The organism is Thalassospira profundimaris (genome assembly GCF_003326795.1).
GTDB classification, from domain to species: domain Bacteria; phylum Pseudomonadota; class Alphaproteobacteria; order Rhodospirillales; family Thalassospiraceae; genus Thalassospira; species Thalassospira profundimaris_C.
Genome location: NZ_JPWI01000010.1, coordinates 117,584 through 143,028, shown reverse-complemented (window position 1 = coordinate 143,028; position 25,445 = coordinate 117,584). Strand labels below are relative to the sequence as shown.

Below are 25,445 nucleotides of genomic sequence, written 5' to 3'. Positions count from 1 at the left end.
ACCCCCGATGCGACATCGCATCGGGGGTTTTCTTTGATCGTTTGGCTGTGATCGGGTTTCTAGCGTGACGCTGCCATGATTGCACTGCCACCAAGCATCAATCCACCACCGCCATAACCAAGATACTGACGGGCCTTTTTGCCCTTAAGCAGGGTCTGCACCCGTGACGCGGCAAAGACATAACTGCACAGAACAGCTGCAACAATCACAAGCGACGTCACCATCAGGATCAGGAACTGGGCCGTCTGATTGCCGGTCGGATCAATGAATTGCGACAGAAACGCCATGTAAAACAGAATGATCTTGGGGTTCAGAACGCCGGTCAGGAACCCCGCCCGCAAACCGGTCCAAAGCCCCTGTTCGGCGGGATGGGAAACCATATTTTCCCCGCCATCTGAAACAGCCTGCCCGCCAAATCGGCCTTCACGGCGGGCCTGACGAATTTGCAGGACACCAAGGATCGCCATATAGGCCACGCCCGCCCATTTCACGACCATGAACATCTCGCTTGATGCGGCCAGAACCGCACCAAGACCAAGATAGGATGCCGTCATCACCGACACACCCCCGGCAAGATCCCCAATCACGCAATAAAGCGCCGCACCTCGCCCACGGGACACAGATTGCCCCAGCACCATCAGGACGCTTGGCCCCGGGATCAGGCAGATCATGGTATAGGCCGCAACATAGGCAAGCCAGGTTTCAAGATGCATCGACGTTTCCTTGGCTTCATAACGCACCCAAAGGGCTCGTATGACATTTTTTATATTTTTCCCACCATCAAGATGCGGCCCGCAGCATGGAAAATCAAGGAAACTCTTTGGGGGCGACAAAGTTTGAAATCTCTGTCTGTCAACAAAGCCGTTTAGGCAAAAAACAATCCCGCCAGAGCAATTTCTGACAGGATTATTGCAAAGCTGGCCGATGGTCGCCCGTGATACAGCCAAACAAAAACGCCCGCTGTTTCCAGCGGGCGTCTTCGTATCGTTTCGTCGCGAAATCCGTAAGGATTAACGCGAGTAGAATTCGACGACCAGGTTCGGCTGCATCTGAACCGGGTACGGAATTTCTGCGAATTTCGGAACGCGAACGAAGGTACCTTTGAAGGCTTTCGCATCAACGTCGAGATATTCCGGAACGTCACGTTCTGCCAGGTTGGCTGCTTCCATAACCATCGGGATTTCGCGCGAAGCGGATTTCACTTCGACAACGTCACCTTCTTTAACAAGGTAAGACGGAATGGTTACTTTCTTGCCGTTAACAAGAATGTGGCCGTGGTTAACGAACTGACGTGCAGCAAACACGGTCGGAACGAATTTCATGCGGTAGATAACCGCGTCGAGGCGCTGCTCAAGGATACCAACGAGGGTTTCCGAGGTGTCACCCGGACGACGCGATGCTTCTTTGAAGTAACGCAGGAACTGTTTTTCGGAGATGGAACCGTAGTAGCCTTTAAGCTGCTGTTTAGCGAACAGCTGGGTACCATAGTCGGTCGGCTTCTTACGACGGGTTGCGCCATGCATACCCGGTGCGTATTCGCGCTTGTTCAGCGGCGACTTTGCACGACCCCAAAGGTTAACACCAAGGCGGCGGTCAATCTTATGCTTTGCAGCAATACGTTTCGACATTTTGTAACTCTCTTTTTTTAAAGATCACTTTATTGTCCCGATAGTTTCCATGTGCCGGTATTCGGACATACGGAACGGGGACGAAAACACCTGTTTCGACCCGCTTTCTCGGAAGTGAGGCGCAATATAGAGATGATTGACCAAGAGTCAAACATTAATCGCCCGCCTGACAATGCATGCAAGCCCTGCATTTCTGCCGCATCGGATGCGATAGCGGTCAAAGCAAACCGCCCCTTTGCCAAACCCGGCGGCGATCCCCCGACAACCTACTGGACAATATCGGGTTTGCAGGATCAATCCTTGGCTTTGAACTTGCCGCCGCGCATCGCAACGATCATGCCGCGCAATGTCTGGACTTCCTGATGGGTCAGGTTCGCACGGTTAAAGATGTTGCGGATATTCCGTTCCATGTTCGGACGCTTTTCCTCGACCCGGAAGAAACCCGATGCATCAAGCTCGGTCTCAAGATGAACAAACAGGCGTTCCATATCATCCTTGGTCGCCGGGAAGGTATCGTTCATCATCATCTGATAATCGGGCACATCGACGCCAGCCTGCCACCATTCATACCCGATCAGCAGAACCGCCTGCGCCAGATTAAGCGACGTGAAACCGGGATTAAGCGGCACGGTCACAACCGCATCGCCCATCGCAATATGTTCATTGCGCACACCGGTCCGTTCCGGACCGAACATCACACCAACCTTTTCACCACGCCCGATCACGGTGCGCATTTCCGGTGCCAGACCCTTGGGGGTAAAGACCGGTTTGATCGCATCACGGGTGCGGGCCGTGGTCACATAAACGCGGTTGAGATCGGCAAGGGCATCTTCCTCGCGCTCGAACACCCGGGTGTTATCAATCACGATATCGGCACCCGATGCATTGGCCGTCGCCCGTTCATTGGGCCAGCCATCGCGCGGTCGCACCAGACGCAGATCGACCAGACCACAGTTCAACATCGCCCGCGCAGCCTTGCCGATATTGTCGCCAAGCTGCGGTTCAATCAGAATGATTACGGGCGGATTGGCAATGCCCCCAGTTTCGGGTTTGGCACTCCCTACGGCGTCGCTCATCGGGTCAGATCTCCGGTCGTCAAATGCGGGTTGGTGACGGATATTTCCGTCAATATTGGCGCTTACTTAGCAAAAGCCAACCATTCGCGCCAGTCTCGATGACGGCAAGTTGCGATCACATTGCTCCACGGCATCCATCCCCCGCCCCAAATACAAACGACCGGGCAGAGACTGCCCGGTCGCATGATGCAGCGTTCAAAGGCGTCGGGTTTAGCCGTGCTGGCTGCGTACGCTGGATTTGAACAGCTTATAGGTAATGGAATCGCGAAGCGCGTTATAGGACGCCTCGATAATGTTGGTCGAAACACCAACCGTCGACCAGCTATTGCCATCCTTGTCGCGGCTTTCGATCATGACGCGGGTCACCGCGCGCGTGCCATCGCCACGGGTTATGATGCGGACCTTATAATCGATCAGTTCGATCTGCTCGACCGCTTCGCGATATTCCGGCACCGTTACCAGAACCTTGCGCAAGGCGGCATCAAGGGCGTTGACCGGACCGTTACCTTCGGCGACCGACATGAACTGGTCTTCGCCGACCACGACCTTGACGGTGGCTTCGGACATGGTGATGACCTGCTCGTCCTGCTCATCAACCCAGCGACGTTCGTCAATCACGCGGAACGATGTCACACGGAAATAACGATCAAGCTCGCCCATCGCCTTGCGGGCCAGAAGTTCAAAGCTGGCTTCGGCCCCGTCATAGGCATAACCGTCAAACTCGCGCTGCTTGACGGTTTCAACCAGCTTGCCAATCGCTTCGGATTTTGGATCGACCTCGACACCGATTTCACGGAAACGGGCCAGAATATTCGAACGCCCCGCCTGATCGGACACAAGGATATGGCGCTGGTTCCCGACCAGTTCCGGTTCGACATGCTCGTAACAAGCCGGGTTCTTTTCCACAGCAGATACATGAAGCCCGCCCTTATGCGCAAAGGCACTGTCACCGACATAGGCTGCCTGACGCAACGGTTCGCGGTTCAGGCGCTCGTCAAGAACATGCGAAATCCGGCGCAAATGGGTCAGTTGTTCATGCGAGATACCAACATCATATCCCATCTTGAGCATCAGGGTCGGAATGATCGAAATCAGGTTGGCATTGCCGCAACGCTCGCCCAGACCATTCAGCGTGCCCTGCACCTGTCGCGCCCCCGCACGCACCGCCGCAAGCGAGTTCGCGACCGCGTTTTCCGTATCATTATGGCAATGAATGCCAACGTTGCCGCCCGGAATGACTGAGCAAACATCGGTCACGATGTCAAAAATCTCGTCCGGCAGCGTGCCACCATTGGTGTCACACAAAACCACCCAGCGCGCACCGGCTTCATAGGCCGACTTGATCGCCGAAAGCGCGTAGTCCCGGTTGGCTTTATAGCCATCAAAGAAATGCTCGGCATCGAACATGACTTCGGAAACTTGTGATTTCAGATGGGCAATGGATTCCGAAATCATCGCCAGATTTTCATCAAGCTCGATCCCCAGTGCCTCGGTGACCTGAAAGTCCCAGCTTTTGCCCACCATACAAACGATCGGCGCATTCTGCGCGAGGCTTGCCAGCCCCGGATCATTTGATGCCGAACGGCCGGCACGACGCGTCATGCCAAAAGCGGTCAGTTTGGAATTCTTAAGCTTGGGCGGATTGGCAAAGAATGCATCATCGGTCGGATTTGCCCCCGGCCAACCACCTTCAATATAGTCAATCGACAATTCGTCCAGTGCCTTGGCAATCGCGGTCTTGTCCGCGGCCGAAAAATCCACGCCCTGGGTCTGCTGCCCGTCGCGCAAGGTACTGTCATAGAGATAGACGCGCTTGTCTGACATATTCATTCCAACTGATCGAATTCTCTTTCCGGGTGGCCTTGCTTTCCCTTACGGATCGGCTCTTTCCGGTAAACGGGTCTGGCAAATTGCCGCAAAACACCCCTCAGCGCAACAGCATTACGCAAATCAGGCTGCTCGGGACGTTTTCCACCCTATCCCACCCTGCACCCACCTTAAGAATAGCTCACCTGTCCCCTTGAATGGTTGTAACCCCCACCTTTCAATGCTTAACTCTACCATACATTGTAAAGCCTGCGGATACTGCGCCGCAGTTTGAAGCACACCCTCCGCGGTCTAGGGACATCGACGATGGCATATGAAGCCACCTCCAGCGTTGATATAATGATGCTTGCCGGTCTGACCTGGCAACGCACAGGCAAGAATTGCTGGACGGCATCAGACAGGTTCGCCCATTACACCATTTTCCGCGACATCGACGAACGCTGGTACGGCGAATGGGAACGTGACGGCGAACGTATGCGTGCTGACTGGTCTTGCCCGATCCTTGAAACATTCGCAGAATATATGGTCGACAATGCCCGGCGCAGTCCGACAGATGGACCAAGCTGAAACCCGGCTCCCGTTTTCCGCATTCCGATTTCCGATATGACCTTCCGATGCCTTGTGCCCGGCATTCGTAAAGATGTGCACCAGCCTCTTTCGCATAAAGCTTTGCGATCTGTTCTTGCGTTTGGCCCCATACCTATTATGTGATGGGCAGTATCGAATTACATAACGCAAGGCTTACCAATGACGAACGCCATTCCCATGCAGATCGACATCGTTTCGGACGTTGTCTGCCCCTGGTGCATTATCGGGTATAAGAACCTTGAAGATGCCATCAGCCGTCTTGATGGCGAGATCGATGTTAAACTGCGCTGGCATCCGTTCGAACTGAACCGTGACATGCCGCCAGAAGGTCAGGACCTCGCCGAGCACCTCAAGGAAAAATACGGTCTTACTGCTGACCAGAGTGCGGACAATCGCGCACGCATTACCATGATGGCCGAAAATGTCGGTTTCCCGATCCATTTCAGCTCGGACAGCCGCATCTACAACACCTTTGATGCCCACCGCCTGCTCTATTGGGCTGGCAAGGAAGGCGCATACGGCCAGCAAACCGCGCTTAAGCTTAATCTGTTTGCGGCCTATTTCCAGGGTGGGGACAATATGTCTGATCACGGTGTTCTCACACGTGCGGTCGAGGACGTCGGACTGTCGCCGGAACGTGCGGCGGAAATTCTTGCCAGCGATGAATTCGCCAGGGAAGTCCGCGCCGAGGAAGACGAATTCGGCGAAGCAGGCATCAGCTCGGTTCCGACCTATGTCATTAACGGCAAATTCGCCATTTCCGGCGGCCATCCACCAGAGGTCTTTGAACAGGCCCTCTCCGAGATCGCCCGACAGGGTGACGAAATTCTGGCCGAGGCCGAAAGCGAAGCCTGATCAACCCGGTCAAACCGGATCTATAGATATAATATAAAGCAAAGCCCCGGCATTATACCGGGGCTTTGTTATATCTTCGGACGCTGACAGACCGCCCGAAAGACGGACTGATTACCTCAGGAAAGGTAATCGGCCATTTCCGCGTTGAAATAGGTTTTCGTGCGCGGGCCGGTGATGATCGGGTCGATGCGACGCACACATTCCTTGTAATGTTCGGTCTGGCGATGCGCCTGAAAAGCATCTTCGGAACTGAAAACTTCGTAAATCATGAACTTATGTTCATTTTCCGGGTCGCGCAGCACATCAAAACGCAGGTTGCCCTCTTCGTTTTTGCGCGTTCCTTCATAGTTGATCCGGAATGCCTCGATGAATTCATCGACATGTCCCGGTTTGACTTCAATATGCACCATTTGTACGAGCATGATTTATCCTTTTTGATTAATTCACTTCGATCAATTTTCTTGCCAGGTCAGATGCCCGGCGCTTTCCACATGGAGGTCGTAACCCCCTGATCGACCAATTGGCGCTGCGCGGCATAGGCCTGCGCCCAGCGTTCACCCAATGCGTCGTAATCGGCTTTGACCTTGTCGTTGGGCTCGAACGTATTCTCCCACCGCACCCATTCACGCCCAAGAGCGGCAAGATCATGATGCAAACCGCCACCAACAGCCGCGGCTGCGGCACAACCAAGTGCGGTTGCTTCCTTGATCACCGGTGTTGCAACCGGAATACCGGTCACATCGGCCAGCATTTGCGACCAGTGCGGGCTTTTTGCCGCACCTGCAGCGAACACGATCTGCTCCGGACGTTTACCACTAAGCGCAAAGATCGCTTCCAGGTTCCGCGCGGCCACGATGCAGGCATTTTCCTGCAAGGCACGGAACAAGACGGCCTTACCGGATTTTTCCGGATCAATGCTGAGATTAAGGAAAGACGGGGCGGCGTGATACCAGCTGCCATAGCGCATCACATCGGAGAAAATCGGAATAACCCCGTGCGCGCCAAGCGGCACATTCTTTGACTGGTTTTCCAGCAGGGTATAGGCCTTGCCGGGATCATCGACCTGCGCAAGTTCTGCTTGCCCGAAGGCATCACGGAACCAGCGCATCACAGCCCCGACAAAGAAGCTGATCGCCTCGGCCTGATTAAGGCCGGTGATCACGTGCGGATTGATGCGCAAATTCATCGACGGGTCGGTCAGGTTCTGATCGACATTGACGATCTGCTGCCAGAACGTTCCGCCCAGAACCGCGCAATCCCCGATCCCGGTGACACCAAGACCAGCCGTACCCAACTGGCAATCACCACCCCCGACAACAACGGCGGTTTTGGTCGACAAGCCGGTTTCTGCGGCGGCCTTTGCAGTGACATGACCAACAGCCGTTCCGGTTTCACATGCTTGCGGGAAGATATCATCACGCAGACCAACCGCACGCATGGCCTCGGGCAACCAGTTGCGTTCCTTCAATCCGAAAATACCGGTAGTCCCGGCATTGGACGGATCAGATGCGATTACCCCCGAAAGACGGGCAACCACCCAGTCCGAGAGCATCGCAATGCGATCAATCTTTTCATAGATGTCTGGCATCTGCTGACGGATCCAGAGAAGCCGTGGCAAGGCGCCCAGCGCAAAGGTCTGCCCGGTCTTGCCGTAAAGGTCTTCCTCGACACCCGGGAAGCTTTCCTTAAGCTCGCGCACCTGATCAACGGCACGACCGTCAACATTGGCACACGCCCAGATTTCCTTGCCATCCGCATCAAAGGCAACAATCGCCTCGCGCATGGAAGTCGCACTGACGGCGGCAATTTCGTCACCTGAAACACCGGCTTCGGACAGCGCACCGGCAATGCAGTCGCAAATCAGTTTCCAGTTGCCCTCAACATCAAAATCCATTGAACCGGGGAAACGCGGGTCTTCCTTATGCCACCACTCACGCTGGCATGCGCCAAGCTGATGACCATCGCGATTAAACACAACTGCCCGACCGCTGCCTGTTCCGGCATCGACCGCAAGCAGGTAATCTCCTGCTGACATTGCCTAGACTTCCTCCAACAATTTTTCTGCCGTTTTTTCATCCGTTATCAGGATGTCGACATATTTTCCTTTAAGGGCGGCACGGATCGCGCGCACCTTGCCATCGCCACCCGCCGCAGCGATGACGTTCTTTGATTTATTCAGGGATTCAAGACGTGCCCCGATCACACGCTGATGCAGCGACAGATCAAGCACATCGCCATTATCATCAAAGAACTGACACAGGATGTCGCCCACCGCACCCTTGCGGCGCAGCGGCTCGACCTCGGCCGGGGTGACATAGCCACTGCGGACCACGGTCGACTCGTTATTCAATTCGCCGATACCGACAAGCTGATAGGCAGCATTCATCGCCATCTCGAGAACGTTGGAAATGCCCGGCTCACCCATCAGGGCCCGGGCGACCGAATCCTCGGAAACCACAAGCGGTGCCGGTAACAGATGGACACTGCTGCCCCAGTTCGCGGTGCGCATCCCGTCAACATAGGTCGCAACCCCGCCGGTCAAACTGACCAGCGATACATTGCGTTCATTGGCCATATGCCCGATGCGCTGAATGGTGTGACTGACCGTCGCCCCCCAACCCACAGCAAGAAGATCGTCGTTCCCCAGACGCTGCATCAGAAACTGCGCAGCCGCCTGACCAAGACGCTCGTTCAGATCACCGTTTTCCAGATTCGGCACAACACGTACTTCGCGAAGGCCCCAGGCATCCAAAAGACGCTGTTCATGTTCAAGACAGCCCTGATACCGGGAATTGATCCGCACCTGAATGATGCCGGTTCGTCGACCGCTTTCGAGCAGACGGGAAACCTTGATACGCGAAAGACCAAGCTTGTCGCCGATTTCGCCCTGGGTCATGCCATCGTTATAGTAGTACCACGCAATACGGGTTAGAGTTTCCTCCTCCGCATCCGCATAACTCCAGTCGCTTCCGTCCGACGCCATATTTCCAGTCCCTGAAATTCTGTTTTGATGTTCATTTGATTATTCATGAAACAAATGATCACGTCAACAGCTGTGCGCACGACATGGAATTGCATAAAAACTTTCCGCATCGCAGCACATTTTCGCTCAATATCCTTGGATATCAGCGAAATCATCAAAAAATCATGCTTGTTGACGAATTTGGAATCATGCGATCAAATGTTTTTCATAAAAACAAATGAACAGGCTCCTAGGGATGGAACAGAATACAACATCCCGGATCGCAGTCCGTGTTGCCGACATATGGAAATCCTATGGCGGAACACCGGTTCTCAAGGGGATCAATATCGAACTGCTAGCCGGGCAGGTTCACGCTCTTCTGGGCGGGAACGGCGCGGGTAAATCCACCTTGATGAAAACCATCGCCGGTCTGGTTGATGCTGACCAGGGAACGGTCGAAATCAATGAACAGCTTCTGGGCAAGGCATCTCCATCTGCCGCACAGGCGCTTGGTCTCTATCTTGTCCCGCAGGAAGCTCACATCCTTCCTAACCAGTCCGTGCTGGAAAATATCTGTCTTGGTCTCAAGGCCAAACCGCGCGCCCTGCGCGCCGAGGCAGAAGCCCTGCTGCGCGATCTTGCGGTTTCGCTTGATCTTGATGCGCAGGCCGCAACACTTGAAATTGCCGACCGCCAGATTGTCGAAATCATGCGCGGCCTGATTCGCAAGGCCAGTGTCCTTATTCTTGATGAACCGACATCGGCCCTGACCCCGCACGAGGCAAACGCCCTGTTTGACCGCGTCCGTCAGCTCAGAGCACAGGGTGTTGGCATCTTCTTTATCTCGCACAAGCTCCGCGAGATTCGCGAAATTTGCAGCGTGATCAGCGTTTTGCGCGATGGTGCAATTGTTCTATCCGGCCCGCTTAGCGAATATGACGACAATCAGATCGTCGAAGCCATGACCAAAACCGTGCAATCGGCCCAACCGGTTGCACGTGCGGCCAACGATATTGATTTCGGCACACGCGATGTGGTTCTGGAAATTGACCGCTTCAGTGGCGAAGGTTTCCGCGACATTTCGTTTAATGTTCGGGCGGGCGAGATTGTCGGCCTTGCCGGTGTTGTCGGTGCCGGTCGGTCTGAGCTTGCAGAAACCCTGTTTGGTTTGCGTCCGGCACGCGGCGGCAACCTCAATCTTCTGGGCACCCCGCTGACCAAACGTTCGCCGCGTGACTGTGTCGATGCCGGTCTGGTCTATCTGCCCGAGGACCGTCAGCAAAACGGACTGTTCCTTGAGGCATCCCTTGCATGGAACATGTCTGGCTACACCATGCATCGTCTGGGTTTCTTCCCGAAACGCAAGGACGAGACATCTGCCTTTGACGCATTCCGTCAAAGCCTTGGCATCAAATGCGAGGGCGAAGGACAACAGGCCGGTCGTCTTTCCGGCGGGAACCAGCAAAAGGTCCTGCTGGCGAAATGTCTGGCCGCTGACCCACGGGTTTTGATCCTTGATGAACCTACCCGTGGTGTTGACGTTGCCGCCCGCAACGACATTTACCGTCTTATTCGTGAACTGGCTGCCAAGGGATTAGGCGTTGTTCTGATTTCGTCTGACTTTGACGAGATCGAACAACTTGCCGACCGGGTTGTCGTCATGGCGCATGGCCTTCAATGCGGCGCACTTGAACACGACGCCGTAACGGTTGATGCCATCGCCCATCTTGCCTTCGAGTCCGGGAGCCACACCGATGCTTGATTTCTTCGCACGCAATCGCGTGGCGACCCTGTGCGCGGTCACCATTCTTGCCTTTCTTCTGATCGGGGCTGCGGCACCGGGTTATCTGTCGCTGTCGACCGCATCGGTTGTCATGTCCAACAGCCTTGTTCTGATGTCGGTTGCACTGGGCACCATGCTGGTGATCCTGACCCGCAACATCGATGTTTCAAGCGGTTCTGTTCTCGGGCTGAGCGCCGTCGTCCTTGGCATGATGCTTAATGACGGGCACAGTCTTGGGCTTGCCATTGCCGCCTGCCTTTTGACCGGTGCCATTGCCGGGCTGATCAATGGCCTGCTTGTCACCATGCTCAATGTGCCATCAATCATCGCGACCCTTGGCACACTTGGCCTGTTCCGCGGCGTCATGCTGATCATGACCGGCGGCAACTGGATCGAGGAACTTCCCCTGTCGCTTAAGGCCTTGGCCGATAATGGCTCCGTCGGATTCTCGGTTCTGACCGTCATTGTCATTGCTTCCCTGATCGTGGTCGGGCTGTTTGTTCGCCAAACCCGTTTTGGACGCTATTTCTATGCCGTGGGCGATAACCGCGAAGCGGCCCGTCACCTTGGCATTCCGGTCAAGCTTGTTCAGATCGCAGCCTTTGTTGCCGCCGGTGTGTTGGCATCCGTTGCGGGCATGATCTTTGCCGCGCAGATCGGCTTCATCCCCAATCAGGCTGGCAACGGGCTTGAGCTCAAGGCGATTGCAGCAAACGTTCTGGGTGGCGTCAGCCTTTTGGGCGGAAGCGGAACAGTTCCGGGCATCTTCGTTGGCGTCATTTTCCTGACCTCGATCGACAGTGCGCTGGTGTTCCTTAAAATCCCGGCCTTCTGGAACGATTTCATTGCCGGTGCCGTGTTGCTTCTGGTGCTGCTGCTTGATGGCCGTGTTCGCATGGCTGTTGATCGCGCCATCCGCGCCAAACGCTATGCGGTCCATCATCACAATCACTCCGATCAATCTGCTGCACCGGGTTCGGATGTCCTGCCTAAAACCCGCATTCAGGAGGCTGGCAAATAATGAAACGTTATCTTCTGCGTTGGGAAACGGCCCTTCTGGCCATGCTGGTCGCCGAATTTGCGATCTTTGGCATGATCAATCCGCGCTTCCTTAATCTTTCGAACCTGCTTTACAGCACCAGTGACTTTGCCCAGATCGGGATCGTCGCCCTGCCACTGACCATTGTCATTATCGCTGGCGGGATCGATGTATCCTTTGCGTCTGCGGTTGGCCTTTGCGCCATTGTCTTTGGCATCGCAAACTTTTTTGGCATGCCTCTGCCGGTATCGATGCTGGCATCCCTGGCCGCCGGTGCCATGGCAGGCCTTTTCAATGCCACGGTCATTCATGTCTCACGCATTCAGCCGCTTGTCGTCACCCTTGGCAGTTTGTATCTGTTTGGCGGGGCTGCGACCGTGCTTTCGGGCGTGGTCGGTGCCAGCGGTTATGAGGGGATTGGCAATTTCCCCGATGCCTTTACATCCTTTGCCTATTTTGAACTGGGCGGGCTTCCGGCACCGTTCCTTGTTCTGCTGATCGAAGCCGCCATCCTGTTTGTAGTTCTGCATTATTCGCGCTTTGGCCGCTCGGTCTTTATGTGCGGACTAAGCGAACATGCCGCCCGCTATAGCGGCCTTCCGATCAAAACCATTCAGACCATCACCTATGTCATGACCGGCGTCTTTGCCGGGGTCGCGGGCCTTGTTCTGTCATCCTATTTCGGATCGGCACGTGTGGACCTTGGCACCGCAACGCTGTTGCCCGCAATTACCGCAGCAGTCCTTGGTGGTGCGTCAATCTATGGTGGCCAGGGGTCGATCATCGGCACCCTGCTTGCCACCCTTGTCATCGGTTATTTGCAGCAAGGCCTGCAAATGAGCGGTGTCCCCAGTCAGATTTCCAGCGCGCTCTCCGGTGCGTTGCTGGTGGTTGCGGTCGCATTGCGCCATGGAAGCGCCGTGCTGGCCGATTTTGTCGCTGCGCGAATAACGGCGACGAACCGAAAACGCGCAGCATCATAAGGAGGAAAGAAATGTCAGGAAGAACGCTTAAACTGATGACCGCAGCAGCCTTTGCCGGCTCGCTTCTGGCAGCAGCACCGGCTTTTGCCGAAAACCAGATCGCCTTCATTCCGAAACTTGTCGGCGTTGGCTTCTTTACCAGTGGCGGCAATGGCGCGACCACAGCCGGTAAGGAACTGGGCATCGATGTCACCTATGACGGCCCGACCGAACCAAGCGTTTCCGGTCAGGTCCAGTTCGTGAACAACTTCGTGAACCAGGGTTACAATTCGATCATTCTGTCGTCGGTTTCCCCCGATGGCCTGTGCCCGGCCTTGCAGCGCGCCATGAAGCGCGACGTTCTGGTCATGACCTGGGACAGCGACGTGAAACCGGAATGCCGCAGCTACTACATCAACCAGGGTACCCCGGAACAGCTTGGCGGTCTTCTTGTCGATATGGCAAATGACGGCATCAAAAAGGAAAAGGCAAAAGTCGCTTTCTTCTATTCAAGCCCGACCGTGACCGATCAGAATGCATGGGCCAACGCCGCCAAGGCAAAGATCGCAGCCGAACATCCGGAATGGGAAATCGTTACCACCCAGTACGGTTATAACGATGCCCAGAAATCCCTTCAGACTGCCGAAAGCATCCTGAAAGCCTATCCGGATCTTGATGCCATCATCGCACCGGATGCCAATGCTCTTCCGGCTTCTGCACAGGCTGCTGAAAACCTTGATCGCGCTGGCAAGGTTACCATTGTCGGTTTCTCGACCCCGAATGTCATGCGCCCCTATGTCAAACGCGGCACTGTTGAGCGTTTCGGTCTTTGGGACGTTACCGAACAGGGCAAGATTTCGGTCTTTGTTGCCAACCATGTTCTTGATAACGGCCCGATGAATGTTGGCGACAAGCTCGACATTCCGGGTGTTGGTACCGTCGAAGTCTCCCCGAACAGTGTTCAGGGCTATGACTACGAAGCCGACGGTAACGGCATCATCCTGCTGCCGAACCGCACCGTCTTCACCAAAGACAATATCGACAACTTCGATTTCTGATCTTTGGTACCACGGGTACGGCAATCCTGGGGGTTTGCCGTACCCGGATTTGTTTAGAAATTTTTTGATAGAATTACGGATATTGCCCGATGGAGAATCTCTGGAACGATAATGACGCGGCCCGTTATGCCAACGAGGCACGCGCAGCCGGTCAGCCCGAAGCACTTGGTCTGCGTGTTTACACCTCGCGCATCATCGGTCAGGTCGCCGATCTGGTCCTGCATGGCGGTGGCAATACCTCGGTCAAAGTCACCGGTGCGGACGGCGAAGCCATCATGCATGTCAAAGGCAGTGGCTGGGATCTTGAAACCATTGAGGCCCCAGGCCTGCCTGCGGTGAAGCTCGCCCCGCTTCATGCCGCACGCAAAGGCAAAAAGCTGTCTGACCCGGAAATGGTTGCGCTGTTGCGCAGCAACCTGCTTGACTCGTCCGCCCCGAACCCGTCGGTCGAAGCATTGCTGCATGCCTATCTTCCGTTTGATTTCGTCGACCATACCCATTCCACGGCCGTCCTCGCGCTCGCCAACCAGGACCATTCCGAAGAAATCATGCGGGAAATTTACGGGGATCGTCTGGCATTCCTTCCCTATGTCATGCCGGGCTATGATCTGTCGATTGCCGGTGCCGATCTGTTTGACCAGTTCCCCGATTGCGAAGGATTGTGGCTTAAAAACCACGGGCTTTTCACCTTTGGTGATACGGCCAAACAGTCCTATGACCGCATGATTGATTTCGTCACCGATGCCGAAAACTATCTGACTGCCAAGGGCATTGCACTTCCCGGCCCGGAAAGCTCGGACCGGGAAATTGACCCGGCACTTGCAGCCAATCTTGAAACCGTCCTTCGCGCGGATAATTCACCGTTTGCTGGCGGACTTGCCCTTGATTTCCGCAGCACACCGTCGATCCGTCGGTATCTCGAAAACGATGCACTTGAAACCATAGCATTGCGTGGCACGGCAACCCCGGATCACGTCATCCGTATCAAGCCGTTTCCGCTGATCATTGCGGCCAACGCAAATACCGATGACATCGCAGCAGCACTGGCGGATTTCAAAACCCGGTATACGGCCTATTTTGAACGTAATGCCCCGAATGCCAGCGAACCGAAAGTCATGCTGGATGCCTGGCCGCGCATGGTTCTCATCAAGGGTGCCGGTCTGATCGGCCTTGGTGCCAATGACAAGGCCGCACGCATTGCCGGTGACCTTGGCGAACAGACGGCCCGCATCATCAATGCAGCGGAAGAAGTCGGCACATTCCAGCCGATCAATGAGGCCGATCTGTTTGACATGGAATACTGGTCTCTCGAACAGGCCAAGCTGCAGAAAAAATAACTCCCTGTTGTTCCAATGCCTCTAACTCCCCCACTTGGGGCTGGAACGACTGCAAACCACCTCGACCCCTGTCTTTGGCAGGGGTTCTTTTTTGGTTGCTCGACATCGGACACCTGTCGACTTACAGTTACGCGCCACCAAAAAAGGAAATCGCCCCATGCCATCCTTTGCTGAATTCGGGCAATATCTGCCGGGAATCTTATTGTCCTATACCGCACTTCTTGTCGGTCTGATCAGCCCCGGCCCTGCTCTTTTGGGATTGATGGGCGTGTCGCTTGATCAGGGACGCCATGCCGGTCAACGCTTTGCCCTTGGCATCGGAACCGGATCCTTTTCCATCGGGCTTCTGACCCTGACCGGGTTGTCCGCCGTCCTTGCCGCCTATGCCGATGCCATGACGGCCATTCGTATCTTTGGCGGATTATATCTGTTGTGGATGTCCTATCGGGCCTTTCGGACGGCCTTTCGCAAGGCACCTGCCCCCACAGATCAGGCGGAAACCGCACCGTCGCGCCAGATTTCAGGACGCGGTTATTATTTTCGTGGCCTTGCCCTGCATCTGACCAATCCCAAAGCGATCCTGACCTGGATTGCGATCATTTCGATCGGCTTTCATCAAGGGGCGCCGCTTTGGGTCGGTCCCGCCATCGTGATCGGATGCGGCATCCTGTCGACCAGCGTACATCTGCTTTATGCCACCGCCTTTTCGACGGCACCTGCGATCTCGATTTATCGGCGCGCTGCGAACTGGATCAACGGGGTGCTTGGTGTGTTCTTTGCGGTCGTCGGATTGCGGCTTCTGGTTAATCGCTAAGCGATGCGGGGGTGGCACGCTCCGCCTCGGTCAGGCGGCGGGTTGTCACCCCGTTCTTAAGATCAAGCCATCCTGAAAAGATGGTCAGCCAAACCGCAACAAACATCACATAGGCCACCTGCTGATCCATCACCCAAAGGGTCGCACTGGCAAACACACACCAGATCAGTGGCACGGGCAACAATAACCAGCGCCATGTGCCCCGCGCCATCAACACAAATCCCAAAGTGCCAAGTGCGGTCGGATCGGCTGCACTGCCAAACAGCTCTGCCTGTATCAAATCACGTCCCTCGATCAGACCGACGAAGGGATAGATCACAAAGGCCACCACCAGCAACCCGGCCCCGACACAGGACGTCAGATCACCGCGCCAGCCAAACCGCAAAGGCAGGGGACGGGCGGCAAAAACCGCAAGTAGCACCGCCTCGATCACAAAGCCTGGCAGGATATAGGCCACCGCCCAATTGATCGGCTGGTAATATTGCCAAAGAAAGCCATAACCGGCCCAACCCCAGATCAGCGACAGCAACACAAGGATCACCCGGTTGCCGCGATGCCCGTGACGCATGGCCAATCCGGCGGCAACAAGGCCCGCAACAAAGGCCGCAAGAACGGCAATCCACCACACACTATTCATGGTTTCAAACAGCCGGTAATAGACCCGCGGAGAAAACAGCAGAAAATCCGCCAGTCCGTAATCCCACCATTCACTCATGACACCACCCCCACATCCGTTTCCTAAACCAGAACGCCAATGACAGCGGCAATCTGTTCGCGCATCTTGTCATCGGGAAGTACGCCGGTCGCTGCACGCATGTTTTCGGCAGCATGGGCCGGATTGGTTGTCGCCGGGATCGGACAGGTCACCGACGGATGAGCAATCAGATATTTCAAGATCAGCTGCGCCCAGCTTTCCGCTTTGAGGTCGGCGGCAAATTCCGGCAAGGGTTCGCCTTCCAGCTGCTGGGTCAGGCTGCCACCACGGAACGGCCGGTTTACAATCACGGCAATCCCGCGATCATAGGCCAGTGGCAGCAAATATTCCTCGACCTTGCGGTCTACCGGATTATAGGTCACCTGAACAAAATCAAGCCGCTCGTTTTTCATCAAAGCAATCATGTCATCGGTACGACGCCCGTGCGAGGTCGTAATACCGACATATCGCAACCGGCCTTCATCCTTCATCCGGAACAAAAGCGGCAGATTTTCATTGATCCCGACCAGATTATGCACCTGCAAAAGATCAAAATTCCTTGTATGCCAGCGTTCTGCCGTCTCGGCGATCTGCCCGGCACCATCCCCCGACGTCCAAACCTTGTCGGTCGAAAAAACCCGGTCATGCGCCCCAAGTTTATCAAGGCAATACCCTATGACTTCCTGAGCCGATCCATACATCGGCGAACTGTCAATCATCCGGCCACCTGCATTGAAAAACGCCGAAACCACGCTCGCACACTGATCCCGCAACACCATGTCATTGCCGACATTGAACGTGATCCAGCTTCCCAGACCGACGGCAGGTATTTTTTCACCCGTCGATGCAACGGTTTTACGGATGACGTCGGGCACCGTTGCCGACGACGCCGCACGCGCCAGCCTCGGGACAGTCTGCCCGATTGATGCAGACATGCCTGCAAGTCCAAGCGCACCCGCACCCTTGATAAAATTCCGACGGTCGATTTCAGACATGGAAGACACTGCCTTGCTGTTGCATCCAACCCGTTTGAACTGATGATCCAACATGAATTGGGCAGAAATCTGCCCATGCGCAACCTTTGGTATATGCACCCGATCACAGTTTTCCCACCCCTCATGAAAATCGGTCAAAGAATAATGCTTGACCTAGAATGCACTCCAGCACCTAGCCTTGTTCAGGATTGAATGACCTCAACACAAAGGTGACCGTCATGATGATTGGCGAAGTGGCAGAGAAAAGCGGTTTTTCTGTCCACACCCTGCGGTATTACGAAAAGATCGGCCTGCTACCCCTCTCACATCGTGATCCGGGTGGGCGACGTTCCTATGATGATGATGTCTTGCGCTGGCTTGAATTTCTGGGTCGGCTCAAGGATCTCGGCATGCCGATCCGTGACCGGGTTTTATATGCCCGCCTCCGGGCCGAGGGAGACAGCACAATCGAGGCCCGCCGCAACCTGCTTCAGACCTATCGCGATGAACTGGCCATTCGCGTTGCCAGCCTGACCGAAACGCTTGAAGTTCTCGATGCCAAAATCGCCGGTTATGACACGATGGTTCGCCCCCTTCACGGAGCCCCGAAATGACAGACAAAACCTCCGCCCTTGATGCCGGTCGCGACATAGTGGCCAAGCTCAACCCGCCGCTCGAAGGACAACTGGCCGAGGCCTATGACGAACTTGTGCCTGATTTTGCCGAAACACTGGTGGAATGGGCCTATGGCCGTCATTACGCTCGCCCGGGACTTGATCTGAAAACCCGGCAGCTCTGCACGATTGCCGCCCTGACCGTATTGGGCGGGCAAACCGCCCCACAGCTTAAGGTCAATATTCGCCATACACTTTCCGCAGGCGCATCGCGCACCGAAATCATCGAGGCGATCTGGCAGATGGCGGTTTATGGCGGGCTTCCCGCCGCGATCAATGGCCTGAACGCGGCAAAGGAACTGTTTACCGAACTTGACGCGGCCGCCTGACTTTGCCCCCCCCGCCAACGCAAAAGGCCGCAGTAAAACTGCGGCCTTTTATCATTTCACAGGCGGATTAAGCCTTAAACGCGTTTCCAGCTAGTACCTTCCTTGAAGTCTTCAAGGATGATGCCGCGCGCCAGAAGATCGTCACGGATCTTATCGGCGGTTGCGAAATCCTTGTTCTTCTTGGCTTCTGCGCGCTGGGCAATCAGGCCATCAATCTCGGCAGCCTCATCTTCATCGGCTGATCCGGTAAACCAGGCTTCGGGGTCAGCTTCAAGAATGCCCAGAAGCTTGGCCGCAGCAAGGATTTCACCTTTGGCCTCGGCACGCTCGAATTTCTTTTCCGCCTTGTTGAATTTGGTCACAAGGTTATGGAACTCAGAAATCGCAAGCGGCGTGTTCAGGTCATCACACAGTGCTTCAAGTACCGCGCGCGGCACCGGCATATTTTCCGGGGTCACGTCGGAACTCTGACGAAGGGCTGTATAGAACCGGTCAAGCGCCTCTTTGGCCTGACGCAGGTTTTCTTCCGTCCAGTTGATCGGCTGATGGTAATGCGTTCCCATCATCGCCAAACGGATCGCTTCGCCCGGCCATTTTTCCAAAAGCTCATGCACGGTGACAAAGTTGCCAAGCGACTTGGACATCTTTTCACCTTCGACCATCAGATGGCCGTTATGCATCCAGTATTTGGCGTAGCTCGACCCCTTGTTCGCGCAGCAGCTTTGCGCCAGTTCGTTTTCATGATGCGGGAACACCAGATCCGAACCACCGCCATGAATGTCGAAATTCTCGCCAAGATAACGGGTCGACATGGCCGAGCATTCAATATGCCAGCCCGGACGACCACGGCCCCACGGGCTGTCCCAGCCGGGGATATCGTCATCTGACGGTTTCCAAAGAACAAAGTCCGCCGGGTCCTGTTTATAAGGGGCGACTTCAACGCGCGCACCGGCGATCATTTCCTTGCGGTCACGACGCGACAGCTTGCCATATTCGTCGAACTTGCTGACCGAAAACAGAACGTGGCCTTCGGCGGCATAGGCAAAGCCCTGCGCGATCAGGCTTTCGCACATCGCAATCATCTCGGCGATATGTTCGGTCGCGCGCGGCTCGATATCGGGTTTGGCGGCATTGAGCGCACCCATGTCATCCAGATATGCCTTGTGCGTGCGCTTGGTGATTTCGGAAATCGGCTCGCCGCTTTCCTTGGCTCGCGCATTGATCTTGTCGTCAACGTCGGTGACGTTCCGGACATAGGTGACTTTGGGATAGATGTGGCGAAGAACACGCACCAGCGTATCAAACACCACAACAGGCCGCGCATTGCCGACATGGGCATAGTCATAAACGGTCGGTCCGCAGACATAAAGGCGGACATGTTCCGGATCGATCGGCTCAAACACCTGCTTTTCGCGGGTGAGCGTGTCATAAATGCGAAGGGTCTTGTTCATTATCATTTTGTCCGTTTGGCTGTGTTTGCGGTTAAGTGCAGGCAAGTTTCCGGCGATCAAAGCAGATGCTTAGACCGCCTTCCCACACAACCGCGCACGCGCCTTTTCAGACCCGATCAGAACCAGCATTGCCGACATTTCCGGGCCATGTTCGCGGGCTGTCAGCGCCTTGCGAAGCGGCATGAAAAGCTGTTTGCCCTTGCGACCGGTCGCATCTTTCAATGCGGTGGTCCAGGATTTCCAGCTGGTGGCATCAAGTTCACCTTCGGGCAGCATTTCTGCAGCCTGTTTGACGAAATCGACATCCTCGGCATCGATTTCCGGGATCACGGTCTGATGGATGACATCCCACCATTCCAGCGCCTCGGCGACGCGCCAGCAATTACCACGCACCGCATTCCAGAACATTTCATTGGCATCAGCCATACCCGCAGCAACCAGTTTCGGTCGGGCGGTTTCAAATGACATGTCATGAATGACTTTTTCATTCAGGCTTGCCAGCTCGGCCGGATCGAATTTCGGCGTTGAACGGCCATAATGATCCAGGTCGAATTTCTCAAGAACCTGGGCCAGGCTTGCCGGTTCGATTTTATCCGACGCACCAAGACCGGTCAGCAGACCAACCAGTGCTTCGACCTCGAACCCGTCATTGCGCAACTCGCGCAGCGAAAGGCTGCCCAGACGTTTGGAAAGCTGCGAGCCACCCGGTCCCGCCAAAAGCGGCATATGGGCAAATTCAAGCGCACCGGGCTTACCGCCCATCGCCAGATACAGCAAAATCTGTGACACGGTGTTGGTCACATGGTCCTCGCCGCGGATGATATGGGTCACCCCCATTTCAAGGTCATCAACCACCGAGCCCAACATATAAAGCAGCGAGCCGTCTTCACGGATCAGAACCGGGTCCGATACATGTTCCGTATCAAACGAGCATAGGCCGCGTGTCAGATCATCCCACTCGACCAGACCATCGGTCAAAAGGAAGCGCCAGTGCGGTTTGCGGCCTTCGGCCTCAAGTGCGGCGATTTCGTCATCTGAAAGGGTCAATGCCTTGCGGTCATAGATGAAGGGCTGGTGACGCTGGCGGGCCGCCTTGCGTTTCCAGTTCAGTTCACCTTCGGTCTCGTAGCACGGATACAGCAATTCACGCTTTTTAAGGTCCGCAATGGCGGCGTCATATTTGTCCTGACGGAGCGACTGGCGCTCTTCACGGTCCCAGTCAAGGCCAAGCCATTCAAGATCTTCGCGGATGGCATCGACATATTCGTCTTTCGAGCGTTCCGGGTCGGTATCGTCAAAGCGCAGGATGAATTTCCCACCTGATTTCCGGGCATAGAGCCAGTTCATCAGTGCCACACGGGCGTTACCGACGTGAAGAAGCCCGGTCGGGCTGGGGGCAAATCGCAGTACAGGTTTTGTCATTTCAAACTTTTCAATCACGTAACAAGGTTCGTGAAACCATTGGTAATCGGATAGCGACGGTCACGGCCAAAGGCACGCGGGGTGATCTTGACCCCCGGGGGCGCCTGACGGCGTTTGTATTCGGCCCGATCCAGCAAACGCCAAACCCGGCGCACTGTTGCCTCGTCGTGACCACTATCCACGATATCGCGAACAGACCGCTCACCTTCAATCATCTGATGAAGAATATCATCAAGGACGTCATAAGGCGGCAGACTATCTTCGTCTTTTTGATCCGGGCGGAGCTCGGCCGATGGCGGTTTGGTAATGATCCGTTCCGGGATCACCATGCCATTGGGGCCCATCGCGCCAGAAGGTTTGTGTTCATTGCGCCAGTGGCACAATGCAAACACGGTCGTCTTGTAAAGGTCTTTCAGAACCGAATAGCCACCACACATGTCGCCATAAAGCGTTGCATAGCCGACCGACATTTCCGACTTGTTGCCGGTGGTCAGCACCATGTGGCCAAACTTGTTTGAAATCCCCATCAGGATGATCCCGCGTGAACGGGCCTGAATGTTTTCTTCGGTAATATCGGCATCACGACCTTCAAAGGTAGGCGCCAGCATCTGTTCAAACGCGGCCATTGCCGGACCGATATTGATGCTTTCGATCCCGGTTTTGAGCATGCCTGCGCAAATCTCGGCATCTTCAAGACTTTCGCGTGACGTATAGGGCGATGGCATCATCACCAGACGCACACGATCCGCCCCCAATGCATCCACCGCCACAGCAGCCGAAAGCGCACTATCAATCCCGCCAGACATGCCGATCACGACACCGGGGAAATGGTTCTTGTTCACATAGTCGCGCAGGCCCAGAACAAGGGCCTGATAAATCGCATCAAGACCCGTCGGGTATTCGGCCTTGGGCGCGTCATCGGCACAGCGCCACTTGCCGTTGTCACCCTTGGTCCAGTTCGTGACAACCACATCTTCAGCAAAGGCCGGAAGTGCCACCGCAAGCGATCCGTCACCATTGAGCCCAAACGACCCGCCATCAAAGACCAACTCGTCCTGACCGCCAACCTCGTTGCAATAAATCATCGGGGTCCTGGATTCAGACACGCGATCTTCGATCAGATTGCGACGCAGCCCGCCCTTGTCGGCCTCAAACGGTGAACCGTTGGGAACAAGGAAAATCTCGGCGCCAGCGCGGGAAAGATGGGTAACAACATTTGGCGTCCAGACATCTTCACAGATCGGCACACCAAGTTTCACTCCGCGGAATGAAATCGGTTCCGGCATCGGTCCGGCACTAAAGACGCGCTTTTCATCAAACACGCCATAGTTGGGCAAATCCTGCTTGGCGCGCACATCAACGATCTTGCCCTGATCAATCAGAAGCACCGCGTTATGGCGCAGGCCATCAATTTCCCACGGCGTGGTCAGCAATAATGCCGGACCATCAGCACGTTTGGCCGTCTCTTCGCAAATGCTGGTCACTGCTTCATGCAGATGGCGCATGAAGGCGGGCTTCATCACCAGATCTTCTGGCGGATAGCCCGACAGGACCAGTTCGGAATAAAGGACAATGTCCGCGCCCCTGTCGGCCGCAGTTTCCCAGGCAGCCACAACCTTGTCCCGGTTTCCGGCGACGTCACCGACAATCGGGTTCAGTTGGGCAATCGCAATGGCAAGATTCTTTGTCATGATGTTGGAATAGGAGCCGCCTTACGCGCTGTCAATTGCGGAATGGGCAATGCTGCATTCCACAAGTATTTTTCACGTAAAAATCCGACCGCTTCGCCCGTTACAGAGCAAGTGCCGCGTCGATTTCATCCTGACTCATGGTTTTGGCCGATCCATGGATGATCCCGCTGGCCACATCCATGAACTTTTGCAGCGATACCGTGATCGCATGGGCTGTTTCACGCAAGAGCTCCTCATTACCCTCGGCAATGATCATTTCAAGCTGGGTGATGGCGTGGCGGACAATCGTATTAAGGTGATTGATCGTTTCTTCAAACGGTTGACGGAATCGGGCCGGCACATGGTCATAGGCCTCAATCGCCAGTTCACGATCGGAAAATGCGCTGTCACGAAAATGGTCCTGATAGCTTTTCGGGGCCCATTCCTTACAGTCCTCGATCATGTCGGGCATGTCGGGCACCATTTCGAGAAGCATCACGATCTCGTTGAAATGGTTGAGATAGTCAGTCGCCAATAGCGTGGTCGAGGAAATGTTGGTTCCCTCTACTTTCTTCTGCCATTCGGTGAAATCAGCTTCATCCACCATACGCGTTGCGACCTCTTGAATTCTATTCCTGTGCAGGAATGCCCTGTAATTGTTTATACTTAAGAATATTTCATCCCCTTTGGTAGAGGTTTTTTTTACATCAGTGCGCCTTGATTGCGAGACAAAACATCCCAAAGCAGCCTTCAAGGTAAGGAAATTCTGATATTCCGCGCACTCCGTAACGTTTTTACCTCTCAACAGTCGATCTGCTTTCCGCCGAAATAAAACAAGGCGCCCGGTTTCCCGGACGCCTTGTTTGCAAGAATGCAGCCTTCCAATCCCGAGAGGATAATCAGGCAGAAGCCGCCAGCTGTTCTGCGCGAACAGTGTCACGTTCTTTCTTGATCATCTCGGCGATCAGGAAGGCAAGCTCAAGAGCCTGTCCGCCATTCAGGCGCGGGTCACAATGGGTGTGGTAACGATCCGAAAGCGCATCTTCGGTCACTTCGCGTGCACCACCGATGCATTCGGTTACGTCGGTTCCGGTCATTTCGAAATGAACGCCACCGGCATGGGTGCCTTCGGCCTTGTGAACGTCAAAGAAGTTTTTAACCTCGGACAGGATCGAGTCAAACGGACGGGTTTTATAGCCGTTGGTTGCCTTGACCGTGTTGCCATGCATCGGATCGCAGGACCAGACGACCTTGCGGCCTTCGGCCTTAACGCGTTTGACCAGACGCGGCAGGTTATCAAAGACCTTGTCAGCGCCCATACGCGCAATCAGGGTCAGACGACCGGCTTCGTTCTGCGGGTTCAGACGGTCGATCAGACGGATCAGATCATCTTCATCCATGGTCGGGCCACATTTCATGCCGATCGGGTTTTTGACCCCGCGCATGAATTCAACATGGGCACCGTCAAGGTTACGGGTACGATCCCCGATCCACAGCATATGCGCCGAGCAATCATAATATTCGCCCGTCAGGCTGTCCTGACGGGTCAGGGCCTGTTCATAGCCCAGAAGAAGGGCTTCGTGCGAGGTGTAGAAATCGGTTTCACGCAGCTGCGGAGCACTGTCAGCCGTGATGCCGCAGGCCTGCATGAAGGCAACAGCCTCGTCGATCTGCGTGGTCAGCTTGCTGTAGCGCTCGCCTGCCGGGCTGCCATCAACAAATGACAGGTTCCAGCGATGGATTTTGGTCAGATCGGCAAAACCGCCCTGGGCAAAGGCACGCAGCAGGTTGAGCGTCGCCGCCGACTGGTTATAGGCGCGGATCTGACGCTGCGGGTCCGGAATACGGGCTTCTTCGGTGAATTCGATGCCATTGACCACGTCACCGCGATAGCTTGGCAGTTCAACACCATTGATGGTTTCGGTATCAGCCGAACGCGGCTTGGCAAACTGGCCCGCCATGCGACCGACCTTGACCACCGGGCAGGATGCCCCAAAGGTCAGGACAACTGCCATCTGCAGCATCACCTTGAAGGTGTCGCGAATGTTGTTCGGGTGAAATTCCTTGAAGCTTTCGGCACAGTCACCGCCCTGCAGCAGGAAGGCATTGCCTTCTGCGACTTCACCAAGCTTCTCTTTAAGCGCGCGCGCCTCGCCAGCAAATACCAAAGGAGGATAGCTGCCGAGCTCTTGCTCTACGGCCTCGAGGGCCTGTGCATCAGGATAAGTCGGCACCTGCTTGATCGGCAGGTTGCGCCAGCTATCAATGCTCCAGCTCTTGCTCATTTGCTTCCTCTCAATCC

At 55.2% G+C, this 25,445-nt stretch carries 24 protein-coding genes; 10 read left to right on the top strand and 14 right to left on the bottom strand.

Annotation, left to right across the window (positions count from 1 at the left end):
* Positions 1-59 precede the first annotated feature (59 nt).
* From TH30_RS15540 to cimA, 4 genes are all read right to left on the bottom strand, one after another.
* Complete coding sequence (locus TH30_RS15540; RefSeq protein ID WP_147252020.1) at positions 60-713, bottom strand: LysE family translocator; 654 nt, start codon at positions 711-713, stop codon at positions 60-62.
* Positions 714-1,010: 297 nt separating this feature from the next.
* Positions 1,011-1,628 carry a 30S ribosomal protein S4 gene (gene rpsD, locus TH30_RS15535; protein WP_114098997.1) on the bottom strand — a complete coding sequence of 206 codons (618 nt, stop codon included), beginning with the start codon at positions 1,626-1,628 and terminating at the stop codon, positions 1,011-1,013.
* A 293-nt stretch (positions 1,629-1,921) separates the two neighbouring features.
* A complete protein-coding gene (locus TH30_RS15530) occupies positions 1,922-2,704 on the bottom strand; it encodes an RNA methyltransferase (protein ID WP_114098996.1) in 783 nt (260 codons plus the stop codon).
* 210 nt (positions 2,705-2,914) lie between these two features.
* Positions 2,915-4,528: a citramalate synthase gene (cimA, locus tag TH30_RS15525; RefSeq protein WP_462096091.1), complete on the bottom strand. Its 1,614-nt coding sequence runs from the start codon at positions 4,526-4,528 to the stop codon at positions 2,915-2,917.
* Between the two features lie 309 nt (positions 4,529-4,837).
* Between cimA and TH30_RS15520 the strand changes: the two genes are divergently transcribed.
* On the top strand, positions 4,838-5,098 hold the full coding sequence (locus tag TH30_RS15520) for a hypothetical protein (protein WP_114098994.1): 261 nt from the start codon (positions 4,838-4,840) through the stop codon (positions 5,096-5,098).
* A 180-nt stretch (positions 5,099-5,278) separates the two neighbouring features.
* Positions 5,279-5,974 (top strand): DsbA family oxidoreductase, encoded by a 696-nt coding sequence (locus TH30_RS15515; protein ID WP_114098993.1) that lies wholly within the window; start codon positions 5,279-5,281, stop codon positions 5,972-5,974.
* Positions 5,975-6,090: 116 nt separating this feature from the next.
* On the opposite strand, the gene TH30_RS15510 is transcribed toward TH30_RS15515, so the two are convergent.
* The 3 genes from TH30_RS15510 to TH30_RS15500 are packed head-to-tail and all read right to left on the bottom strand — an operon-like array spanning position 6,091 to position 8,957.
* Positions 6,091-6,396 (bottom strand): antibiotic biosynthesis monooxygenase, encoded by a 306-nt coding sequence (locus TH30_RS15510; protein WP_114098992.1) that lies wholly within the window; start codon positions 6,394-6,396, stop codon positions 6,091-6,093.
* A gap of 47 nt (positions 6,397-6,443) precedes the next feature.
* Positions 6,444-8,009, bottom strand: a complete 1,566-nt coding sequence (lsrK, locus tag TH30_RS15505; RefSeq protein WP_114098991.1) for an autoinducer-2 kinase — start codon at positions 8,007-8,009, stop codon at positions 6,444-6,446.
* Positions 8,010-8,012: 3 nt separating this feature from the next.
* A complete protein-coding gene (locus tag TH30_RS15500; RefSeq protein WP_114098990.1) occupies positions 8,013-8,957 on the bottom strand; it encodes a sugar-binding transcriptional regulator in 945 nt (314 codons plus the stop codon).
* A 235-nt stretch (positions 8,958-9,192) separates the two neighbouring features.
* On the opposite strand from TH30_RS15500, the gene lsrA reads away from it, so the two are divergent.
* The 6 genes from lsrA to TH30_RS15465 all read left to right on the top strand — a co-directional run bounded on the left by lsrA (position 9,193) and on the right by TH30_RS15465 (position 15,929).
* Complete coding sequence (gene lsrA / locus TH30_RS15490) at positions 9,193-10,698, top strand: autoinducer 2 ABC transporter ATP-binding protein LsrA (RefSeq protein WP_114098988.1); 1,506 nt, start codon at positions 9,193-9,195, stop codon at positions 10,696-10,698.
* Entirely contained in the window at positions 10,691-11,740 is a 1,050-nt protein-coding gene (gene lsrC / locus TH30_RS15485; protein WP_114098987.1) for an autoinducer 2 ABC transporter permease LsrC, read from the top strand. The genes lsrA and lsrC overlap by 8 nt, the downstream gene beginning before the upstream one ends.
* Complete coding sequence (locus TH30_RS15480) at positions 11,740-12,741, top strand: ABC transporter permease subunit (RefSeq protein WP_114098986.1); 1,002 nt, start codon at positions 11,740-11,742, stop codon at positions 12,739-12,741. Before lsrC ends, TH30_RS15480 begins: the two co-directional genes overlap by 1 nt.
* 11 nt (positions 12,742-12,752) lie before the next feature.
* On the top strand, positions 12,753-13,778 hold the full coding sequence (gene lsrB, locus TH30_RS15475) for an autoinducer 2 ABC transporter substrate-binding protein LsrB (RefSeq protein ID WP_114098985.1): 1,026 nt from the start codon (positions 12,753-12,755) through the stop codon (positions 13,776-13,778).
* 89 nt (positions 13,779-13,867) lie between these two features.
* Positions 13,868-15,115, top strand: a complete 1,248-nt coding sequence (locus TH30_RS15470) for a class II aldolase/adducin family protein (protein WP_114098984.1) — start codon at positions 13,868-13,870, stop codon at positions 15,113-15,115.
* A gap of 157 nt (positions 15,116-15,272) precedes the next feature.
* Positions 15,273-15,929 (top strand): LysE family translocator, encoded by a 657-nt coding sequence (locus tag TH30_RS15465; protein ID WP_114098983.1) that lies wholly within the window; start codon positions 15,273-15,275, stop codon positions 15,927-15,929.
* Here TH30_RS15465 and TH30_RS15460 read toward each other — a convergent pair.
* Positions 15,919-16,644: a DUF6064 family protein gene (locus tag TH30_RS15460; RefSeq protein WP_114098982.1), complete on the bottom strand. Its 726-nt coding sequence runs from the start codon at positions 16,642-16,644 to the stop codon at positions 15,919-15,921. The genes TH30_RS15465 and TH30_RS15460 overlap by 11 nt on opposite strands.
* A 23-nt stretch (positions 16,645-16,667) precedes the next feature.
* Positions 16,668-17,618 (bottom strand): aldo/keto reductase, encoded by a 951-nt coding sequence (locus TH30_RS15455; RefSeq protein ID WP_114099056.1) that lies wholly within the window; start codon positions 17,616-17,618, stop codon positions 16,668-16,670.
* 218 nt (positions 17,619-17,836) lie between these two features.
* Here TH30_RS15455 and TH30_RS15450 point away from each other — a divergent pair, with 218 nt between their 5' ends.
* Positions 17,837-18,211, top strand: coding sequence for a MerR family transcriptional regulator (locus TH30_RS15450; RefSeq protein WP_114098981.1), 375 nt, complete (start codon positions 17,837-17,839; stop codon positions 18,209-18,211).
* Positions 18,208-18,600, top strand: coding sequence for a carboxymuconolactone decarboxylase family protein (locus tag TH30_RS15445; protein WP_114098980.1), 393 nt, complete (start codon positions 18,208-18,210; stop codon positions 18,598-18,600). The genes TH30_RS15450 and TH30_RS15445 overlap by 4 nt, the downstream gene beginning before the upstream one ends.
* Positions 18,601-18,674: 74 nt before the next feature.
* On the opposite strand, the gene cysS is transcribed toward TH30_RS15445, so the two are convergent.
* The 5 genes from cysS to TH30_RS15420 all read right to left on the bottom strand — a co-directional run bounded on the left by cysS (position 18,675) and on the right by TH30_RS15420 (position 25,428).
* Positions 18,675-20,051, bottom strand: a complete 1,377-nt coding sequence (gene cysS / locus TH30_RS15440; protein WP_114098979.1) for a cysteine--tRNA ligase — start codon at positions 20,049-20,051, stop codon at positions 18,675-18,677.
* Between the two features lie 69 nt (positions 20,052-20,120).
* Complete coding sequence (gene gltX / locus TH30_RS15435; RefSeq protein WP_114099055.1) at positions 20,121-21,473, bottom strand: glutamate--tRNA ligase; 1,353 nt, start codon at positions 21,471-21,473, stop codon at positions 20,121-20,123.
* Between the two features lie 14 nt (positions 21,474-21,487).
* Positions 21,488-23,164 (bottom strand): NAD+ synthase, encoded by a 1,677-nt coding sequence (locus tag TH30_RS15430; protein WP_114098978.1) that lies wholly within the window; start codon positions 23,162-23,164, stop codon positions 21,488-21,490.
* 100 nt (positions 23,165-23,264) lie between these two features.
* Positions 23,265-23,750: a hypothetical protein gene (locus TH30_RS15425; RefSeq protein WP_114098977.1), complete on the bottom strand. Its 486-nt coding sequence runs from the start codon at positions 23,748-23,750 to the stop codon at positions 23,265-23,267.
* 292 nt (positions 23,751-24,042) lie between these two features.
* The gene (locus tag TH30_RS15420; protein ID WP_114098976.1) at positions 24,043-25,428 is read right to left on the bottom strand and encodes a class II 3-deoxy-7-phosphoheptulonate synthase; all 1,386 of its coding nucleotides are present in this window, start codon (positions 25,426-25,428) and stop codon (positions 24,043-24,045) included.
* Between the last annotated feature and the right edge of the window lie 17 nt (positions 25,429-25,445).

Coding starts and splice junctions, on each gene's coding strand:
- TH30_RS15540 (WP_147252020.1), bottom strand. CDS start 713: ATGCATCTTGAAACCTGGCTTGCCTATGTTGCGGCCTATACCATGATC.
- rpsD (WP_114098997.1), bottom strand. CDS start 1,628: ATGTCGAAACGTATTGCTGCAAAGCATAAGATTGACCGCCGCCTTGGT.
- TH30_RS15530 (WP_114098996.1), bottom strand. CDS start 2,704: ATGAGCGACGCCGTAGGGAGTGCCAAACCCGAAACTGGGGGCATTGCC.
- cimA (WP_462096091.1), bottom strand. CDS start 4,528: ATGTCAGACAAGCGCGTCTATCTCTATGACAGTACCTTGCGCGACGGG.
- TH30_RS15520 (WP_114098994.1), top strand. CDS start 4,838: ATGGCATATGAAGCCACCTCCAGCGTTGATATAATGATGCTTGCCGGT.
- TH30_RS15515 (WP_114098993.1), top strand. CDS start 5,279: ATGACGAACGCCATTCCCATGCAGATCGACATCGTTTCGGACGTTGTC.
- TH30_RS15510 (WP_114098992.1), bottom strand. CDS start 6,396: ATGCTCGTACAAATGGTGCATATTGAAGTCAAACCGGGACATGTCGAT.
- lsrK (WP_114098991.1), bottom strand. CDS start 8,009: ATGTCAGCAGGAGATTACCTGCTTGCGGTCGATGCCGGAACAGGCAGC.
- TH30_RS15500 (WP_114098990.1), bottom strand. CDS start 8,957: ATGGCGTCGGACGGAAGCGACTGGAGTTATGCGGATGCGGAGGAGGAA.
- lsrA (WP_114098988.1), top strand. CDS start 9,193: ATGGAACAGAATACAACATCCCGGATCGCAGTCCGTGTTGCCGACATA.
- lsrC (WP_114098987.1), top strand. CDS start 10,691: ATGCTTGATTTCTTCGCACGCAATCGCGTGGCGACCCTGTGCGCGGTC.
- TH30_RS15480 (WP_114098986.1), top strand. CDS start 11,740: ATGAAACGTTATCTTCTGCGTTGGGAAACGGCCCTTCTGGCCATGCTG.
- lsrB (WP_114098985.1), top strand. CDS start 12,753: ATGTCAGGAAGAACGCTTAAACTGATGACCGCAGCAGCCTTTGCCGGC.
- TH30_RS15470 (WP_114098984.1), top strand. CDS start 13,868: ATGGAGAATCTCTGGAACGATAATGACGCGGCCCGTTATGCCAACGAG.
- TH30_RS15465 (WP_114098983.1), top strand. CDS start 15,273: ATGCCATCCTTTGCTGAATTCGGGCAATATCTGCCGGGAATCTTATTG.
- TH30_RS15460 (WP_114098982.1), bottom strand. CDS start 16,644: ATGAGTGAATGGTGGGATTACGGACTGGCGGATTTTCTGCTGTTTTCT.
- TH30_RS15455 (WP_114099056.1), bottom strand. CDS start 17,618: ATGTCTGAAATCGACCGTCGGAATTTTATCAAGGGTGCGGGTGCGCTT.
- TH30_RS15450 (WP_114098981.1), top strand. CDS start 17,837: ATGATGATTGGCGAAGTGGCAGAGAAAAGCGGTTTTTCTGTCCACACC.
- TH30_RS15445 (WP_114098980.1), top strand. CDS start 18,208: ATGACAGACAAAACCTCCGCCCTTGATGCCGGTCGCGACATAGTGGCC.
- cysS (WP_114098979.1), bottom strand. CDS start 20,051: ATGAACAAGACCCTTCGCATTTATGACACGCTCACCCGCGAAAAGCAG.
- gltX (WP_114099055.1), bottom strand. CDS start 21,473: ATGACAAAACCTGTACTGCGATTTGCCCCCAGCCCGACCGGGCTTCTT.
- TH30_RS15430 (WP_114098978.1), bottom strand. CDS start 23,164: ATGACAAAGAATCTTGCCATTGCGATTGCCCAACTGAACCCGATTGTC.
- TH30_RS15425 (WP_114098977.1), bottom strand. CDS start 23,750: ATGGTGGATGAAGCTGATTTCACCGAATGGCAGAAGAAAGTAGAGGGA.
- TH30_RS15420 (WP_114098976.1), bottom strand. CDS start 25,428: ATGAGCAAGAGCTGGAGCATTGATAGCTGGCGCAACCTGCCGATCAAG.